Here is a 17,565-nt window from a genome sequence, read left to right as displayed (position 1 = left end):
TTTTATTTATATTAGCTTACAAAAATATACTAATAAATATAATTAAGATTATTAGATAATCTTAATGTGTAGAATTCTCACTTCTTACAAATTTACATATTTTATACATAATTTATAGTTTCATTTTGAAACAATAAAATTAAAAATGTGTAAATATAAACAGGAGAGAGCGGATGAACGAAAAATTAGTAGAAAAGATAGAAACCCATCCACAATACATAGAACTTGTTAATAAAAGAAGAAGTTTTAGTATTAAGCTTGGAGTTTTCGTATTAGTTATGTTTTATGCATATATTTTAACAATTGCATTTAACAAAGAGATATTAGCTACAAAAATAGGCGATGGATTAACAACAATTGCTTTTCCAATAGCCCTAGCAATTTTAGTAATTAGTTTTATAACTACAATTATTTACGTAATAAGAGCTAATGGTGAGTTTGAAGACTTAATCAATAAAGTAAAAGATGATGTAAAGGATGAGTTATAATGATAAAATTACTAGCACTACTTTCAATTTTTAGTGTTTCAGTTTTTGCAGCGGGAGATGCAAGTTTTGAGGCAACTAAAAGAGATTTAAATATACCAGCTATTATTATGTTTTTTATATTTATTGTAGGAACATTAGGTATTACATACTGGGCAGCAAAGAAAACAAAATCTGCAAGTGATTTTTATACAGCAGGTGGAGGAATTAGCGGTTTTCAAAATGGTATGGCAATTGCAGGTGATTATATGTCAGCTGCTGCATTTTTAGGTGTTTCTGGTCTTATTTACTTAAAAGGCTATGATGGAGTTATTTATGCTGTTTCATTTTTAGTTGGTTGGCCAATTATTCTATTTTTTATGGCAGAAAAACTAAGAAACTTAGGAAAATTTACCTTTGCAGATATTGCTGCTTATAGATTAGGTCAAAAAGAGATTAGAACATTAGCTGCTTTTGGTTCACTATCAGTTGTTATTTTGTATCTTATTGCTCAAATGGTAGGTGCAGGAAAACTTATTCAAGTTCTATTTGGAATGGAGTATGAATTTGCAGTTATATTAGTTGGTGTTATGATGATTATTTATGTTACTTTTGGTGGCATGTTAGCAACTACTTGGGTTCAAATAATAAAAGCATGTCTTTTATTAACAGGTGTATCTTTTATGGCTATTATGGTTTTATACCATTTTGATTTTAATTTTGAAAGTTTAGCTGTAAGTACTTGGTATGGCACTTATGTTAGGTACTGCTGGGCTTCCTCATGTTCTTATGAGATTCTTTACTGTTGGAAATGCTAAAGAGGCTAGAAAATCTGTTGTTTATGCTACTGGTTTTGTTGGATATTTTTGGATTATTATTACAATAGTTGGATTTGGAGCAATTGCTTTTTTAAATTCAGCAGATGGCGCACAATATTTTGTCGATGGGAAGCTATTTGGTGGAAATAATATGGCATCTATTCATCTATCACATATGCTAGGAGGAAATGCATTTTTAGGATTTATTTCAGCTGTTGCTTTTGCTACTATTTTAGCAGTTGTTTCTGGTCTTACATTAGCAGGTGCTAGTGCTATTTCCCATGATATTTATGCAAATGTTATTAATCCTCAAGCAAGTGATGAAAAAATTGTTAAAATATCAAGAATTACTGTAATTGCAGTTGGAATACTTGGAGTTATTTTAGGTATTGCATTTGAGCAACAAAATATTGCATATATGGTAGGTCTTGCATTTGGTATTGCTGCATCTGCAAACTTTCCAATTTTATTTTTATCAATTTATTGGAGAAAACTTACTACAAGAGGTGCTTTTATTGGAGGATTTATTGGTTTAATTACTGCTGTTGTATTAGTTGTAGTAGGACCAATTGTTTGGGTTCAAATTCTTGGAAATGAAGAAGCAATCTTTCCATATAAACACCCTGCACTATTCTCTGTAACAACTGCATTTATTGCAATTTGGTTTTTCTCAATTACAGATAACTCTCAAAGAGCAAAAGATGAACAAGAGAAATTTAGAGCTCAAAATATTAGAGCAAATACAGGTTTTGGTGCAAATACAGCTGTTGAGCATTAGAACTTTTCAAAGAGGTTAAAACCTCTTTGAAATTAAACTTTATGATTAATTACTCCAGAGCCTTTACCTAAGTTCGGAGCTTTTAAAATAGCTTCATAAACATACTCTTTTGATACTCTTATTGCTTCTTCCAAATCTTTACCCAATGCCAAATTTGCAGCAATGGAAGAAGATAAAGTACAACCTGTTCCATGAACATTTTTTGTTCTAATATATGGAGTATGAAAAGATTTGATATCAGTTTTTGTATATAAATAATCTATACTATACAAAATATCATTTATCTCTTTTTTATGTTTTTTTATTAAAACATTTGTTTTGTACTCTCTGATCTTAGTTAAGTCATGTTCTTCATTTTCATTATAATCAAAAAGTTGTTTTGCTTCGTATAAATTTGGTGTTATTACCTTTGCGTATTGACAAAAATCTTTTAACTCTTTTATAGCTTCTGTTTCCAATAAAGCTGAGCCAGCTTTTGATACAAATACAGGATCTAGAACAATAGGAATACCCAAATCTTTAATTGCATCTTTTACTGTTTTTATTATTTTTTTGTTAAAAAGCATACCTACTTTTATTACTTTAATATCAAAATCATCTAAAATTGAATCGATTTGTGCTTTTACAAATCTAGCATCAACTTCAAAGATATCTTTTACACCTGTTGTATTTTGAGCTGTTAATACTGTAACAACCGAAGCCCCATAAACACCAAAAGCTTCAAAAGTTTTTAAATCAGCTTGTATTCCTGCTCCACCACAAGAATCAGAACCTGCGATTGTTAAAACACTTTGCATATTTGCTCCTTATTTTTCGATAAATTCTCTAAATTTTTTTGCTCCATCTTTACTTGAAGTAATGCTATCTTTTATATTTGTAAAGAAAAACTCAATCTTACTTTGCTCTTGTGTCTTCATACTTTTTACATAATCAAGATTTATTATATATGAACGATGTATTCTAAAAAAATTTGATGATTTTAACAAATTTTCCATATCAGATATCTTTTTTGCATAATATGAAAAGCCCTCTTTTGTTCTAAAAATTACTTCATTTAAATCAGCTTGAATATAAACAATATCTTCAGGCTTTAACAAATAAGCTTCATCTCCATTTTTAGTTAAGAACTTTGTACCTTTTTCTTCTTTTTTATAAGAAATTGCTCTATTTATACTTTTTTGTAAATCCTCTTTTGTAAAAGGCTTCAATAAATAATCAATAGCCCCAATTTCAAAAGCTTTTAAAGCATGCTCTTCATATGCTGTTTGAAAAATAACAAAAGCTTGAGCATTCAATGCAAATATCTCTTGCGCAAGTTCTAGTCCACTAATATCTGGCATATTAATATCTAAAATATAAATATCAAAATCATGCTCTTTATCTAAAGAATCAAACTCTTCTTTATTGTTTGCTACTTTATAATCATATTTAAGCTCATCAAGTAATCTAACTAATCTTTTTATTGCTAGTTCTTCATCATCCATTACTAATATTTTCATTGCATCTTCCTATTGTGATTTTATAAGTTGGTATTTGGCTATTTTCTAAAGAAATTTTTCCCTTACATAAAATTTGTAATCTCTCTTTTAAGTTTGTAAGACCTATTCCAAATCTATTTGTATTTACAGCTTTTCCATTGTTTTTTACATAAATTTCAAAATCTTTTTCATATTCTTTTACATAAATATCAATTATCAACTCTTTATTTGATTTATCAAAGCCATGTTTTATGGCATTTTCTACAAGCAATTGTATTGAAAATTTTGGAACTTGTCTTTTTAAAAACTCTTTATTTATATCAATATTTAAAATAATCTTATTTGAAAATCTTACATTTTCCAATGCAACATATCTTTTAAGATTATCTAATTCATCTTTTAAACTATTTAAAGCACTCTCTTTCATACTTTGCCTTAAGAATTTTGAAAGTTGCATTAAATTATCTTCTGCTTTATTAATATCTTCATGAAGCAATTCAACAAGTGAATTTAAAGAATTAAATAAAAAATGCGGATTTAGTTGTCTTTGAAGTGATTTTAATCTACTATCTAATAAAAGTCTTTCACTATACTCTTTTTTATTACTCATTTTTACAAATTGATACAAAAGTGCAGCAACAAAATATGTTAAAAACCCTATAAAAAATGCAAAAATCATATAACTATCTTTAAACTTTTCAAGCAAATAAATATCTAAAATATTACACAAATAATAAGTCAAAAGAGTACCTAAAAAACCTGATAAAAAAGAGAAAATAACAGCTAGAAAAATCCAATACTTTCTTGAAAGTTTGGGTAAAATATAGTTATTTAAATATGTAATAAATGACATTGAAAAAATAAAAATATCAAATCCCAATAATGCACCAAAAATAACTGCATTTTTAAGTTCTTCATCTATTAAAAAGTAACTATATACTGATAAAACAATTGAAAAAAATATTGCTATTAAAAAGATAAAAAACCAATCTTTCAATCTTATTTGTAACTCTATATTTTGCATATTAACCTTTGTAAATTTCTAACTCCTAGCATAACCCCTGGCCAACCTTGAGCTGCAAATGTAGTATCACCCACATTGTACAAACCTTTTATTGGAGTATCATTTGATGGAAGTTTATAAACTAAATTTTCATATTTTACTGCAATTCCACCTAAGCTTGTTCTATTAATATATTTTTTAAATGTTTGAGGAGTTGCTGCAAAACATTTTACAATCTCATCTTCTTGTATATTTAACTTTTCACATACAATTTTTTTAATTATATCTAGTAACTCTTGTTTTTTCTCTTTTGTTTGTGTAGTAAAAAATGCACTATTTGTATGCATAGAAATAGTAACACTTCCTTTCATTTTCTCATCATCATTACTAGAAAAAGAGACAAACATAGAGTTTGAGACTGTATTTTTTAATCTATTTGGCAAGATAATTTGATAGTGATGGTCAAAAGTTTTATTTGTATCAAGTTTCATATAAACCATAAATGCTGATAGACCAAAATCAAACTTTTTGTATTTATTAATATAATCTTTAATAGTTTTATCTTCAAATAAATGAGCACTATCAAAAAGTGAACTATTTAAAATTACATTTTTAGAATGTAAAGACTCATTTTTACTATGAACAATATATCCATTAGCTGTTTTTTCGATATTTTGTATAAACTCATTTGTTCTTACATCATCTATTTTAAAAGCCATAGAATCAAATAAACTTCCCATTCCACCATAAATGTAGTAGTTATTCATAAACTGATAACCCAAGGCTAAAGCACAAGTTAAAAAGTTTATCTCATTTGTTTTTGCTTGAGATACAATTAATACTTGATTATCTATATAATCCAAATACTCTTTTGAAATGCCATTAAAAAACTTATCAATAAATTTATCTGCTTTTGTAAATAGAAGTGATGAGAACTCAAAAAAAAGATTTTTAAAAGAGTATAAAGACTTAGTTTTAGAAAAAAGATTTTTATTTGAGTAATAATAATCATCAATTTGGAAAAATCTATTTGTTATAGAAAAAATCAATTCATAAAACTCTTTATTCTTTTCATGATAAAATACACTATTAATCTCATCAACAAAAGCATCTAAATCTCTTAATCTTCTGATTTTTTTGTTTCCAATTAAAACAGTTAAAGATGAGTCAAGTAATTGTTTTTTAAAAGTAACTTCATTTTTTTTAAAAAAATCATATAAAAAAGTTCCATCTTGGTAACCTGCAAAAGTAGTTGCCCCTGCATTATAATAATACTTACCTCTTTTATAAGTAGAAGAGCATCCACCTAAATATTGCTCTTTTTCAAATAGCGTTACATCAAAATCTTTATTTAATGCTAAAGCAGCAGAAGTTCCACCAATGCCTGATCCAATTACTACAAAATCTTTCATATTATGTTCCCATCTTATTGTACAAATCTTTTATTACTTCACTCATTAACACATTAGGTGCTTTTGCTACAATATACTCTTTAAATCCCAATTCATGAGCTAACTCTTTATATTCAACATCAAGTTCAAACTCTGTTTCGGAGTTATCAATAGTAAAAGCGATTGGATAAATAATCACTTTTTTTAACTCTAAAGAAGCTAATTTATCTTCTAAATATGGCTTTATCCATTGCATTGGTCCTACCCTTGATTGATAAGCTAGATGTGTTTTATGAAAATTTATACCTTGTTTTGCTAACTCTTTTCTTGCATAGTAAACATTTTGTTTTATATTTTTTTGATAAATATCTCCATTGTCAATTATTTTTTGAGTTAAACCATGGGCTGAAAAAACAAGCTCATACTCTTTTGGATTTTTATCTTTTAGTGCCTCTTTTATTCTTTGAACAATTGCTTTATTGTAGTTTTCATTAGAGTAGTATTTATGTACAGTTTGGATTTTATTTTCAATTTTATATTTTTTTGCTTCTATAAACAAATCATCAAAAGAAGAAGCAGTTGTTGTAGTTGAATAGTGTGGATATAAAGGAATAGCATAAACTTTATCATAATCTTTAATATTTGGTAATACATCTTTTGCAAATGGAGGTGTATATCTCATCACATAAAAAATATCTGCATCAAGTTCATTATTTAAAATATCTACAAGTTCTTGTGTATAGCCAATTATTGGTGATTTCCCACCTAATTGTTTATAGTTATTTTTCGCTTCTTTTAATCTACTTTTTATGATTATGAATGCAATTATTTTTCTAATTAGCTTTGGTGCTGAAATTATTCTTTTATCATTAAACATATTTTTTAAAAAAACTTTTACTTCATCTAAATTGTTTGGTCCACCCATATTAAGTAATAGTATGGCTTTTTTCATATTATTTGCTCCACTAATTTTTTACATTATAATCTTTATTAGTGAAGTATTGTAGTTAAAATTTGTTAGTTAATAATATCTTTGCTATTAGTTTATTTTTTAGTAAAAATTAATACCCGAGGGTATTAATTTTAATTTTAGTAATCTTCTTCATCATCATAAGTATAATCAGCATCATATGCATCATAATCAACAGTAAAGATTTTAGAATATCCTAATTTTTCAAGTTCAGCATCAATATTCTTTTCAGAAAGCCTATTTTTAACTCTTTGCATAATTAACTCAATATGCTCTTCTTCTATATTGTTTGCTCTTAATTCATAAATAATTGATAATTGCACTGTTTCCCTCTTAAAGTAAATACAATCATAACTGCTTTACAGTTTTGCAAAGCGACGTATCTTAAAACTTTAGATACACCAAACGAATAAACTACAAATTATAAAATAAACTTTCTTTAAAAAGCAAGATAAACTTATACTTTTTATAATGTTACATCATATCCTAGGTCTTTTAAGCCTTTTTTATCTTTTGTCCAATTTTTTCTTATTGAAACAAAAAGTTCTAAATAGCACTTTTTACCTGTTAATTTCTCTATTTTAACTCTAGCATCTTTACCTATTCTTTTAATAGCAGTAGCACCTTTTCCTATAATCATACCTTTTTGAGTACTTTTTTGTACAACTATTGTTGCTTTAATAACATCAATATGATCTTTTTCTTCAACTTTTTCTACAACAACATCTGTTTCATAAGGTATCTCATCAGAGATATTTTCAAAAATTGATTCTCTAATGAACTCTTTAAAGATATCTCTTAAAGTTTCAGTAGTCATTATTTCAGGGTCATAAAGATAAGGGTGCTCAGGTAAGTGTTTTACAACCTCATCTAAAATATCTGCATGTGTTGTTGCTTTTTTTATTGATACAGGAATTACAGCTTGATACTTATCACTATACTTTTCGTACTCTTTCATCTTAGCTAAAACTTCATCATTAGTTATATTATCAATTTTTGTTAGTAAAAGTATATGATTTGTATTTTTCTTATTTTTTTGTAAAAAATCCTCATAATGAGTAAGTTTATCTGTAACTGGTGCTAAAAATAAAATCAAATCACAATCACCCATAGCTTTTAAAGCCTCATCAAGCATAAATTGATTTAATAGTTTTTCAGTTTCATGAAGTCCTGGTGTATCCACAAATATAATTTGGTCATCTTCATGCATAACTATTATATTTGATCTTTTTCTTGTAGCATTAGCTTTGTGTGAAACCATTGCAAGTTTTTCACCAACAAGCCAGTTTAATAATGAGCTTTTACCTGCATTTGGTCTTCCAACCACAGATACATAACCGCATTTTGTCATTGATTCTCCTTAAGCTTTAAAAGCTTATTTTATTAATTTTGTATAATACCATTTTTGTTATTACAAAGGTGTAAACTAATTATTTTTATATTATGTCTTACTTTATTATCTTTTTCTATAACTTAATGCTTTCATTAAATCTTCTTTTGTAATATTTTCATTATTATTCAAATCAGCGATTGTTCTTGATACTTTTAAAATTTTATTAATACTTCTAAAAGATAGTTTATAATTTACTATTGCTTTATTAAGTATTTCACTTGAACTATCATCTAATTTACAAAATTTTTTAATCTCTTTATCACTTAATTTTCCATTTAAATCATTTTGGGCTCTTTGTTTTTGTTTTTTAAATGCACAAATAACCCTTTCATGCAGTTGCATTGAATTATAATAAACCTTTTCATTAACACTTGGTTCATTCATCACTACATATAAATCAATTCTATCTAACAATGGTTCTGAAAGACGGTTTTTATATCTTTGAACTTCTAAATCACTACATCTACAATCTTTACTAGTTGAAAGTAAGTTTCCACAAGGACAAGGATTCATTGCACTTATAAATAAAAACTTCGTATCATAAAGAACTTTTGAGTTTACTCGACTAATTAAAACTTTAAAATCTTCAAGTGGTTCTCTTAAAGCTTCTAAAGTACTTTTTGAAAAATGAGGAAGTTCATCAAAAAACAATATTCCATTATTTGATAATGCAATCTCACCAATTTTTGCACTATTGCCACTTCCACCTCCAAATATCGAAGATTTTGTTGAGCTATGATGTGGAGCTCTAAAAACTCTAATTGGAGAAAAGTCTATAGGTTTTAAATCAATTGATTGAAGTTTTGCTTTTTCTAATATCTCTTCTAAACTCATAGGTGGCATAATAAACTTTAATCTTTTGCTAATCATACTTTTACCACAACCAGCACTTCCTTCAAATAGTATATTATGACTTCCAGCAGCTGCAATTAATGAAGCCTCAATAGCGTATTTTTGCCCCTTTACTTCATTGAAATCTAGTTCATAATCTTTTAAAAAATAGTATGATTTATTTAAAATAGAAAAACTCTCACACTCAAAATTTGTAGATGTATATTTGAATTTTTCTTTATTATCAAACTTAAAAAACTGCATAGCCATATCTAAATTATCTACACAATAGATATTTATATTTGGAATTTTTGAAAGTTTTTTTGCGCTTTCCTTTGATACTAAGACATTTTTTACAAGTTTTTGTTTTGTTAAAGATAAAACAATAGGAAAAATACTACTACTATCTTTTATTTTTCCATCTAAACTTAGCTCTCCAAATATATAAAAATCGTTAAACACAACATTTGTTTCATATAAAGCTATTAAAAGTGCAATTGCCAAATCAAAGTGTGTACCACTTTTTTGAATTTCAGAAGGAGACAGATTTATTGTTATTTTTTTTGCAGGAAATTTAAACTCATTTGATAATAAAGCAGACTTTACTCTATCCCTTGACTCTTGAATTATATTTGATGCTAATCCTACAATTGTAAATGATGGTAAGCCATTTGTAAAAGATGCTTCTACATCGACGCTTTTTGCTTCAATAGTTTGTAGTGTTGCTGAATTTATGATTTTCATTTATATCCTAAATAATAATTTTATTTATTATATTTAGATTTTACATAAAATTTCAACTTTTTAAAACTCAAAAAGTGTTAAAATATTTGAATATTAGTATTAAAGAATTATAATTTATAAAATCTAGATAATATTTGAAATTTATATTACAAGTTTTTTCAATTATTATGCAAAATAAATAAATAAAGGTAAAATTTAAAATGACACTTTTTACATCAAAAGAAGATTCTGCCAGACTTAAAGCTTTAGAAGAAAACTATGCAATTATTAGCTTTAAAACTGATGGAACAATAAAAACAGCTAATAAAAACTTTTTAAATGCTTTAGGCTATGATGATATTGAACAAATCAAAGGTAAGCATCACAGCATTTTTTGTGATAAGAACTATGCAAATAGCAATGATTATAGAAATTTTTGGAAAGATTTAAATGAAGGGCTAACACAAACATCTGAGTTTAAAAGATATAAAAAAAATGGTGAGTCTATTTATATACAAGCATCATATACTCCAATCAAAGATAAAAATAACAATGTATATGAAATAGTAAAATTTGCACAAGATATAACAAAAAGAAAAATTCAAACATTGGATTATACAGGTCAAATAGATGCAATAAGTAAGTCTCAAGCTGTTATTGAATTTAATACAGATGGTATTATTTTAAACGCGAATCAAAACTTTTTAGATACAATAGGTTATAGTTTGAGTGAGATTCAAGGTAAACATCACAGTATTTTTTGTGAAGAGTCTTATAAAAACTCTATAGAGTATAAAAAGTTTTGGGAAAAATTAAATAATGCAGAGTTTGATTCAGGTATTTATTTAAGAATTGGCAAGAATAATAAAAGAATTTGGATACAAGCTACATATAATCCAATACTAGATGAACAGAACAAACCTTTTAAAATTGTAAAGTATGCAACAGATATAACAGAAAGAAAAAATCTTATTTTTGATATTGATGAAAATGTACAAAAAGTTACAAAATCATTGGACAATTTATCTTTAGCTGCTCAATCAATGTCAAATGAAGCCCAAATAACAAAAAATGGTTCAGAAGAGATATCAGTATCAATTACACAAATCAATGAAGCAGTAAATGATGTATCTACAAAGATACAAACAATGCTTACATCAATAAAAGAGATATCAAGTACTTCTTCAAAAGCAGAAGAGATTACAAAAATTGCACAAGAACAATCAAAAGAGACAACAAATGCTATGATGAAACTAAATGAAGAGTCTGAAAAAATTGGAGAAACTATCAATCTTATTACACAAATAGCATTTCAAACAAATATTCTAAGTCTAAATGCAGCAGTAGAAGCAGCAACAGCAGGAGAAGCTGGAAAAGGATTTGCAGTAGTTGCACAAGAAGTAAGAAACCTTGCAAATAGATCTGATGATGCTGCAAAAGAGATTACAAGTGCTATTGAATTAATACAAACTTTAGTTAAAAACTCTTTAAGTTCAATTGGCAAAATAGATAATACAATTGAACAAATAACGCACATGTCAACAGATATCTCAAAATCAATGTCAAAACAAGAAGATATCTCAAATGAGCTTTCAAATACTGCTTTTGAAGCTAGTCAAGGTGTAAATGAAGTAACACAATCAATGGCAAATGTTTCAAATAGTGCACACAATAGTGGAGATAAATCAAAAGAGACTCTAAGTGCAACAAAAGAGTTAGTTGATGTATCTTCAAATCTAATAGCAATCTTACAAAAACTAAAATAAATTTAAAGGCAAACTTTGTAGTTTGTCTTTTTTATTGATTATAATCAAGACAAATATTATCCTATTTTATTATACTTCTAAAAAATTAGGAGTTATAAAATGCAAACTTTAAAATCACTATATTTTAGAATGACAATTGTACATTATATTGGTATGATTGTACTTCCTTTAAATGCAATACTTTTTACAGAAAACAAAACTGCCCAAGCTATTCAAGTAATAATTGCAATTGCTTTAATATTTCATGAATTTGACGAAAGGAAAAATGGTAAACAATTATCTTTAAAACTTATAAATTTTCTAAAAGATATGGATAATCCAAATACTAAATTTGATACAAATACATCATTTTCAAGTGAATATTCAAAAATAAAAGAGATAATTGATCTAAGAGAAAAAAAACAAAATATAAAAAAAGAAGAAGAAAAGATTTTGATAAATGAAGCAAAAGAAGTTATGGAAAGTTTAAAAAAAGGAGTCTTTTCAAAAAAAATCACAAAAAGTTCATCAAATCCTTTTTTAGAAGAGTTTAAAAATAGCGTAAATGATATGATTAGTAATACAAAAGAAAATTATGAAATAATAAATAAACAATTAATTGAGTATACAAATTATAATTATACAAAAAATATAAAAATTAACAATCTTGAAAATAGTGGTGAATTTTTGCATATGATAAACTCAATAAATAGTTTAAAAAGTGCAATTGTTTTGATGCTAAATGAAAATAAAACAAATGGACAATCACTTATGCACTCTTCAAATAAACTTCTAAATAGCGTAAACAAACTAAATGAAACATCTACATTTACAAAAGAAAGCATAAAAGACACAAGCCATGATATTCAAGATGTTACAGAACAAATAAAAAGTATATTTGATACTACAAATAACATGTCAAATCTTGCTAATAACCTTACATCATATGCTTTAAAAGGTGAAGATTTAGCATTTAAAACAAATAACTCAATAGAGCAAATAAATGATAAAGTAAAAGATATTAATAAAGCTATTACAACAATTGATCAAATAGCTTTCCAAACAAATATTTTAAGTTTAAATGCAGCAGTTGAAGCAAGTACAGCAGGAGAAGCTGGAAAAGGTTTTGCAGTAGTTGCTCAAGAAGTAAGAAACCTAGCTACAAAAAGTGCTCAAGCAGCAAAAAAAATAAAAAAACTTGTAGAAGATGCTAATATAGAAGCAAATGAAGGAAAAACAATTTCAAATAATATGATTGAGGGATATGAAGATTTAAATACTAATATTAATAAAACTATAAATTATATAAAAGAAGTTACAACTATTTCAAAACATCAACAAAATACAATCTTTAAAATAAATGAAAAAGTAACTAGCTTAAATAATGAAATTGAAACCAATTCCATAATATCACAAACTACAAATGAAATTGCAAATGATAATACTTTACTTGCAAAAAAGATTGTAGAATATACAAACAATAAACTATTTTAATAGTTGAAGTTTTTTAATTAATTCTTTTTTTAATTTTAATAAAATATTTAAAGAGTAGTATTTTAAACAAAAAATAGGAAAAGAGTATGCCTTTAATTAAATGTCCAGAATGTGATTATGAAATCCTTGCAAGAATAGGAACAATTTGCCCAAATTGCGGTCATACAGTTAGTTATTTTGAAGGAGATAAAAATAGAAAAAGATATGGTAAGTTTTTTGCTTTAAGCTTGATTATTCCATTTTTTTCTTTTGCTATGATACTTCTTACATCACCATTTAAATCTGCACTTACAGTTGCAACAGTTGTATATGTAATCTTAGCTTATATGTCATCACCTTTAAGATATAAAGAGATATTTTTTACAACTTTTGAGAAAATTTTCTTTTGGAGTATTTGGTTATTGTCAAATGCATTGTTAGTTACAATGCTTTATAATCTATTTAATAAGTAAAAAGCTAAAAACTATTTTTTAGCTTTTAGCTTTTTCTTCCACTCTTTTTCAAACTTCTTTCTTTTAATAATAGATAAATTTTCTATAAAAAGATGTCCAGTTAAATGTTCCATTTCATGTTGCCATGCAACTGCTATAAAGTCTTGTGCTTCGATTTTATGTTTTTTGCCAAATCTATCAAAAAACTCTACAACTATATGTTGAGCTCTTTTTACTTCTTCGTTAAATCCAGGAACACTTAAACATCCTTCTACATTTACTTGTTCACCATCTTTTTCAACAATAACAGGATTAATTGCTTCTATTAAGTCTTCTTTATTTTGAATATCATATTCATCAGGAAGATTAATAATTAAAACATTTAGTGGAACTGCAACTTGTATAGCAGCAAGTCCAACTCCACTTTCTGAAATCATTGTATCGTACATATCATCTAAAAGAGTGTGAAGTTCTTCGTCAAACTTCTCCACATCTTTTGATTTTGTTCGAAGTAGCTTATTTGGATATGTTATAACTTCTCTAATCATTGTTTTACTTATGACTTGTAATTACTTTATCAATTAACCCATATGTGCAAGCTTCATCAGCACTCATAAAGTTATCTCTATCTGTATCTTTTTCAATAACTTCTAAAGGCTGACCTGTTTGCTCAGAAATAATCTTATTTAAGCTATCTTTCATTCTTTGAATCTCTTTAGCTTGAATTTGAATATCAGTAGCTTGTCCTTGTGCTCCACCTAGTGGTTGGTGAATCATAATTCTAGAATTAGGTAAAGAGTATCTTTTCCCTTTTGTTCCAGAAGATAATAAAAATGCTCCCATTGAAGCAGCTTGACCTACACAAATAGTGCAAACATCAGGTTTAATATAATTCATAGTATCATAGATTGACATACCACTTGTAATAACTCCACCTGGAGAGTTGATATAAATATAAATATCTTTTTCTGGATCTTCTGCTTCTAAAAACAATAATTGTGCAACTACTGTTGATGCTACTTGATCATTAATTTCACCACTTAACATAATAATTCTGTCTTTTAGAAGTCTTGAATAAATATCATAACTTCTTTCGCCTCTTCCACTTTTTTCAACTACGTATGGTATATAACTCATCTTTTATCCTAGTAAATTATTTTCCTAATTTTTCATCTAATAATTTTGTAATAACTTTATCTTCAATCATAGACATTTTTATAGCTGGTAGGTATCCAGCTTCTTGATACTGTTTTAATACATCTTGTGGATTTTGTCCCATTTGCATTGATTCATAATAAATAACTTGAGTTACTTCTTGATCACTTACATCAATACCCTCAGCTTTTGCTAAAGCATCAACAATAAATGTAGCTTTTACAGATTTTTGTGCATCTTCTTTTAACTCTTCTCTCATAGATTCAACTTTTGAAGCATCTTCTTGTAAAGCTTTAATCTCTTCTTCACTCATAGATCTAACTTTATTATTAAGTGCATAATTAATCTCTTGCTCAATTACAGAATTTGGTAATGCAAAATTTAACTCTTCAACTAGTTTATCTAAATAAAGAGGTTTTAACTCTTCTCTATAATATTTAGCCATTTCAGCATTTTTAAGTTGTTCTTTAATTTTCTCTTTTAAAGTATCAACAGTTGCATCTTCTTCATTTGGTAACATTTTTTTAGCAAATTCATCATCAATCTCTGCTGCAACTTTTTCTTGAATTTCATGTAAAGTTACTTTAAATACAGCCTCTTTTCCAGCTAAATCTTTTGATTGGTACTCTTCTGGGAAAGTAACAGTTACTTCTTTTTCTTCTTCATATTTCATACCAATAATTTGTTCTTCAAATCCTGGGATAAAAGAACCTGAACCAATCTCTAATGGATACTTTTCAGCTTTTCCACCCTCAAATGCAACACCATCAACAAAACCTTCAAAATCAATAACAGCAAAATCACCATCTCTTACCATTCTTTTTCTTTTGATTTTTTCTAATGGTGCAGAAGATTTAGACATTTCTTCTAATCTTTCAGCAATCTCTTTTTCATCAATTTGCTTATCTTCAACTTCAGGAATTAATGCTTTATAATCACCTAAATCAACTTCTGGTTTGCAAGCAACTTTAATCTCAACATCAATATCACCATTATCTTTTTTATCAAATTTTGTAACCGCTGGCTCACCAACTAAGTCATCATTTTTAATATTTAATTCTTCTAAAGATTTTGCTAAAATATCTCTTAATACATCACTTTCTGCATCTTGCTCTAACTTATCAGCATATCTTTGCTTAACAATAGCCACAGGAACCTTACCTTTTCTAAAACCTTGAATATCAAGTGTTTTAGCAGCTTGCTTAGCTACCTTGTCTAAGTTTTTTTCAATTAAGTCTTTTGATACTGTTGCAGTAACTACTGCATTAGCTTCATCAACTTTTTGTGCGTTAAATTCCATTAAATCTACTCCGAAAATATAATTTTATGCGATTTTATCTAACTATTACTAAAGCTTTAATAAAATTGGTTTTTACAAAAGGAGTAACAAGTTGCAATTTCTATATCCAAACGTACTATTTTTTATGTTAATACCAACAATATTATTAGCTTTTTTCATCACAACTAACAAAAAATCGATGCAAAAACTCTTTACACAAGAAGCACTAAATAAACTTACAGTTAACAATAAATTTATGAATCAAAACACAAGAAATATTCTATTTTTTATTGCAGTAATACTGATGCTTATTGCATTGGGGCGACCAGTTATAGAACCAAAAGAGCAAGAATTAAAACAAGAGCTAATCTCATATACAATAGCTTTAGATACATCAAAATCAATGCTTGCAGATGATATTAAGCCAAATAGATTAACTTTTGCAAAAAACAAACTTTTAAAATTGTTAGACTTATCTAAAGATAAAGTTGTGTCTGTTATTCTTTTTTCTAATTCATCTTATATTTTATCTCCTTTGACAAGCGATATAACTTCACTTAAACAAATAGTTTCAAGAATTGATGAAAAATATACTTTTGATAATGGTTCAAGTTTACAAGTAGCTATAAAAAGTGCATCAAAACTTTTAAAAAATATGCAAACAAAAAATCTTATAATTTTAACAGATGGAACAGATAAAAATAGTTTTGAAGAAGAGATAAAACTTGCAAAAGATTATGATTTAAATATTTATATTATAACAACAGCAAGCAAAGAAAGAACACCAATAAGATTAGAAAATGGAAAATTTTTAAATGATGAGAATGGAAATATAGTAACTGTTGCATTAAATGAAAATATTAAAAATCTTAGCTTAAATACAAATGGAGCATATATAAACTATACAATTGATGATTATGATGTAGAAAATATCATGAAAACAGTTGAGAATAACTCAAAAAAACAAAATGCTACATCAAAAAAATTCAAAGTTTATACTGAACTATTTTATTATCCTTTAGCCCTAGCACTATTAATTTTGCTAATAGCATTCTCTTCTTTACCAAAAAGCAGATTCTTACCTTTTATTTTAATTTTATTTATGCAATATGATTTAAAAGCTTCTATTACTGACTTTAAAACAATAGATAAAGCACAAGAAGCCTATGAAAATAAAGATTATGAAAAAGCAGCTAAAGAGTTTAAAAAAGTTGCAAAAACTCCCCAAGCTTATTACAATCTTGCAAACTCACTTTATAAACAAAAAAAGTTTAAACAAGCATTAAAAAACTATAAAAAAGTTATAAGTTCAGATGAAAGCTTAGAGTTTAAAAAACTTCATAATATGGGGAATAGTTATACAAAACTAAATCAACTACAAGAAGCAATAAGAAGTTATGAAAAAGCATTAAAATTCAAAGAAGATAAGCAAACTAGACAAAATCTAGATACTGTAAAAGATGCTTTAAAAAAACAAGATTCAAAAAAGAGTAATGAAAAAAACAATAAGCAAAAGAATAAAAACAATAAAAATAATGAAAATAAAAAGCAAGAAAATGATAAACAAAATTCTAATCAAAATCAAAATACTAAAAATAAAAAAGACGAAAAG

15 protein-coding genes and 3 pseudogenes are annotated in these 17,565 nt (G+C 26.6%); 7 read left to right on the top strand and 11 right to left on the bottom strand.

Translation table 11 applies throughout. The features are described from left to right. Window positions 1-173: 173 nt before the first annotated feature. Both ACTCCZ_RS09640 and ACTCCZ_RS09635 read left to right on the top strand, forming a co-directional pair. Window positions 174-488, top strand: a complete 315-nt coding sequence (locus ACTCCZ_RS09640) for a DUF485 domain-containing protein (protein WP_079579017.1) — start codon at window positions 174-176, stop codon at window positions 486-488. Next, window positions 488-2,060, top strand: a pseudogene (locus ACTCCZ_RS09635) (sodium:solute symporter family transporter). Before ACTCCZ_RS09640 ends, ACTCCZ_RS09635 begins: the two are co-directional and overlap by 1 nt. A 32-nt stretch (window positions 2,061-2,092) precedes the next feature. On the opposite strand, the gene thiD reads toward ACTCCZ_RS09635, so the two are convergent. The 8 genes from thiD to ACTCCZ_RS09595 all read right to left on the bottom strand — a co-directional run bounded on the left by thiD (window position 2,093) and on the right by ACTCCZ_RS09595 (window position 9,870). Beyond that, window positions 2,093-2,857, bottom strand: coding sequence for a bifunctional hydroxymethylpyrimidine kinase/phosphomethylpyrimidine kinase (gene thiD / locus ACTCCZ_RS09630; RefSeq protein ID WP_079579013.1), 765 nt, complete (start codon window positions 2,855-2,857; stop codon window positions 2,093-2,095). 9 nt (window positions 2,858-2,866) lie between these two features. After that, window positions 2,867-3,559 carry a LytR/AlgR family response regulator transcription factor gene (locus ACTCCZ_RS09625; RefSeq protein ID WP_079579011.1) on the bottom strand — a complete coding sequence of 231 codons (693 nt, stop codon included), beginning with the start codon at window positions 3,557-3,559 and terminating at the stop codon, window positions 2,867-2,869. After that, window positions 3,537-4,562, bottom strand: coding sequence for a sensor histidine kinase (locus tag ACTCCZ_RS09620; protein ID WP_079579009.1), 1,026 nt, complete (start codon window positions 4,560-4,562; stop codon window positions 3,537-3,539). The genes ACTCCZ_RS09625 and ACTCCZ_RS09620 overlap by 23 nt, the downstream gene beginning before the upstream one ends. Beyond that, on the bottom strand, window positions 4,550-5,953 hold the full coding sequence (locus ACTCCZ_RS09615) for a phytoene desaturase family protein (protein ID WP_079579007.1): 1,404 nt from the start codon (window positions 5,951-5,953) through the stop codon (window positions 4,550-4,552). The genes ACTCCZ_RS09620 and ACTCCZ_RS09615 overlap by 13 nt, the downstream gene beginning before the upstream one ends. Window position 5,954: 1 nt before the next feature. Next, window positions 5,955-6,884 carry a ferrochelatase gene (gene hemH, locus ACTCCZ_RS09610; protein WP_079579005.1) on the bottom strand — a complete coding sequence of 310 codons (930 nt, stop codon included), beginning with the start codon at window positions 6,882-6,884 and terminating at the stop codon, window positions 5,955-5,957. A 137-nt stretch (window positions 6,885-7,021) separates the two neighbouring features. Beyond that, a complete protein-coding gene (locus ACTCCZ_RS09605; RefSeq protein WP_079579003.1) occupies window positions 7,022-7,225 on the bottom strand; it encodes a hypothetical protein in 204 nt (67 codons plus the stop codon). A gap of 143 nt (window positions 7,226-7,368) precedes the next feature. Then, window positions 7,369-8,253 (bottom strand): GTPase Era, encoded by an 885-nt coding sequence (era, locus tag ACTCCZ_RS09600; protein WP_079579001.1) that lies wholly within the window; start codon window positions 8,251-8,253, stop codon window positions 7,369-7,371. A gap of 105 nt (window positions 8,254-8,358) precedes the next feature. After that, window positions 8,359-9,870, bottom strand: a complete 1,512-nt coding sequence (locus tag ACTCCZ_RS09595; protein WP_079578999.1) for a YifB family Mg chelatase-like AAA ATPase — start codon at window positions 9,868-9,870, stop codon at window positions 8,359-8,361. 200 nt (window positions 9,871-10,070) lie between these two features. Between ACTCCZ_RS09595 and ACTCCZ_RS09590 the strand changes: the two are divergent. From ACTCCZ_RS09590 to ACTCCZ_RS09575, 4 genes and pseudogenes are all read left to right on the top strand, one after another. Further along, window positions 10,071-10,805, top strand: a pseudogene (locus ACTCCZ_RS09590) (PAS domain-containing protein); the annotation flags it as partial. Between the two features lie 258 nt (window positions 10,806-11,063). Then, window positions 11,064-11,615, top strand: a pseudogene (locus ACTCCZ_RS09585) (methyl-accepting chemotaxis protein); the annotation flags it as partial. 99 nt (window positions 11,616-11,714) lie between these two features. Beyond that, window positions 11,715-13,088, top strand: a complete 1,374-nt coding sequence (locus ACTCCZ_RS09580) for a methyl-accepting chemotaxis protein (RefSeq protein WP_079578995.1) — start codon at window positions 11,715-11,717, stop codon at window positions 13,086-13,088. Window positions 13,089-13,174: 86 nt separating this feature from the next. Next, on the top strand, window positions 13,175-13,540 hold the full coding sequence (locus ACTCCZ_RS09575) for a hypothetical protein (protein ID WP_079578993.1): 366 nt from the start codon (window positions 13,175-13,177) through the stop codon (window positions 13,538-13,540). Window positions 13,541-13,551: 11 nt separating this feature from the next. Here the strand turns inward: ACTCCZ_RS09575 and def are convergent, their stop codons facing one another. Genes def through tig form a run of 3 tightly spaced genes read right to left on the bottom strand, consistent with a single transcriptional unit; the run spans window position 13,552 to window position 15,974 of the window. Further along, the gene (gene def / locus ACTCCZ_RS09570) at window positions 13,552-14,067 is read right to left on the bottom strand and encodes a peptide deformylase (RefSeq protein WP_079578991.1); all 516 of its coding nucleotides are present in this window, start codon (window positions 14,065-14,067) and stop codon (window positions 13,552-13,554) included. A 4-nt stretch (window positions 14,068-14,071) separates the two neighbouring features. Next, complete coding sequence (gene clpP, locus ACTCCZ_RS09565; protein ID WP_079578989.1) at window positions 14,072-14,656, bottom strand: ATP-dependent Clp endopeptidase proteolytic subunit ClpP; 585 nt, start codon at window positions 14,654-14,656, stop codon at window positions 14,072-14,074. A gap of 16 nt (window positions 14,657-14,672) precedes the next feature. After that, entirely contained in the window at window positions 14,673-15,974 is a 1,302-nt protein-coding gene (tig, locus tag ACTCCZ_RS09560) for a trigger factor (protein WP_079578987.1), read from the bottom strand. 91 nt (window positions 15,975-16,065) lie between these two features. On the opposite strand from tig, the gene ACTCCZ_RS09555 reads away from it, so the two are divergent. Next, on the top strand, window positions 16,066-17,565 hold a 1,500-nt coding region (locus tag ACTCCZ_RS09555), incomplete at its 3' end, for a VWA domain-containing protein (protein ID WP_463187286.1).

The organism is Malaciobacter sp., from assembly GCF_055140965.1.
This window is presented reverse-complemented; position numbering and strand designations above follow the sequence as displayed.

Coding starts and splice junctions, on each gene's coding strand:
- ACTCCZ_RS09640 (WP_079579017.1), top strand. CDS start 174: ATGAACGAAAAATTAGTAGAAAAGATAGAAACCCATCCACAATACATA.
- thiD (WP_079579013.1), bottom strand. CDS start 2,857: ATGCAAAGTGTTTTAACAATCGCAGGTTCTGATTCTTGTGGTGGAGCA.
- ACTCCZ_RS09625 (WP_079579011.1), bottom strand. CDS start 3,559: ATGAAAATATTAGTAATGGATGATGAAGAACTAGCAATAAAAAGATTA.
- ACTCCZ_RS09620 (WP_079579009.1), bottom strand. CDS start 4,562: ATGCAAAATATAGAGTTACAAATAAGATTGAAAGATTGGTTTTTTATC.
- ACTCCZ_RS09615 (WP_079579007.1), bottom strand. CDS start 5,953: ATGAAAGATTTTGTAGTAATTGGATCAGGCATTGGTGGAACTTCTGCT.
- hemH (WP_079579005.1), bottom strand. CDS start 6,884: ATGAAAAAAGCCATACTATTACTTAATATGGGTGGACCAAACAATTTA.
- era (WP_079579001.1), bottom strand. CDS start 8,253: ATGACAAAATGCGGTTATGTATCTGTGGTTGGAAGACCAAATGCAGGT.
- ACTCCZ_RS09595 (WP_079578999.1), bottom strand. CDS start 9,870: ATGAAAATCATAAATTCAGCAACACTACAAACTATTGAAGCAAAAAGC.
- ACTCCZ_RS09580 (WP_079578995.1), top strand. CDS start 11,715: ATGCAAACTTTAAAATCACTATATTTTAGAATGACAATTGTACATTAT.
- ACTCCZ_RS09575 (WP_079578993.1), top strand. CDS start 13,175: ATGCCTTTAATTAAATGTCCAGAATGTGATTATGAAATCCTTGCAAGA.
- def (WP_079578991.1), bottom strand. CDS start 14,067: ATGATTAGAGAAGTTATAACATATCCAAATAAGCTACTTCGAACAAAA.
- clpP (WP_079578989.1), bottom strand. CDS start 14,656: ATGAGTTATATACCATACGTAGTTGAAAAAAGTGGAAGAGGCGAAAGA.
- tig (WP_079578987.1), bottom strand. CDS start 15,974: ATGGAATTTAACGCACAAAAAGTTGATGAAGCTAATGCAGTAGTTACT.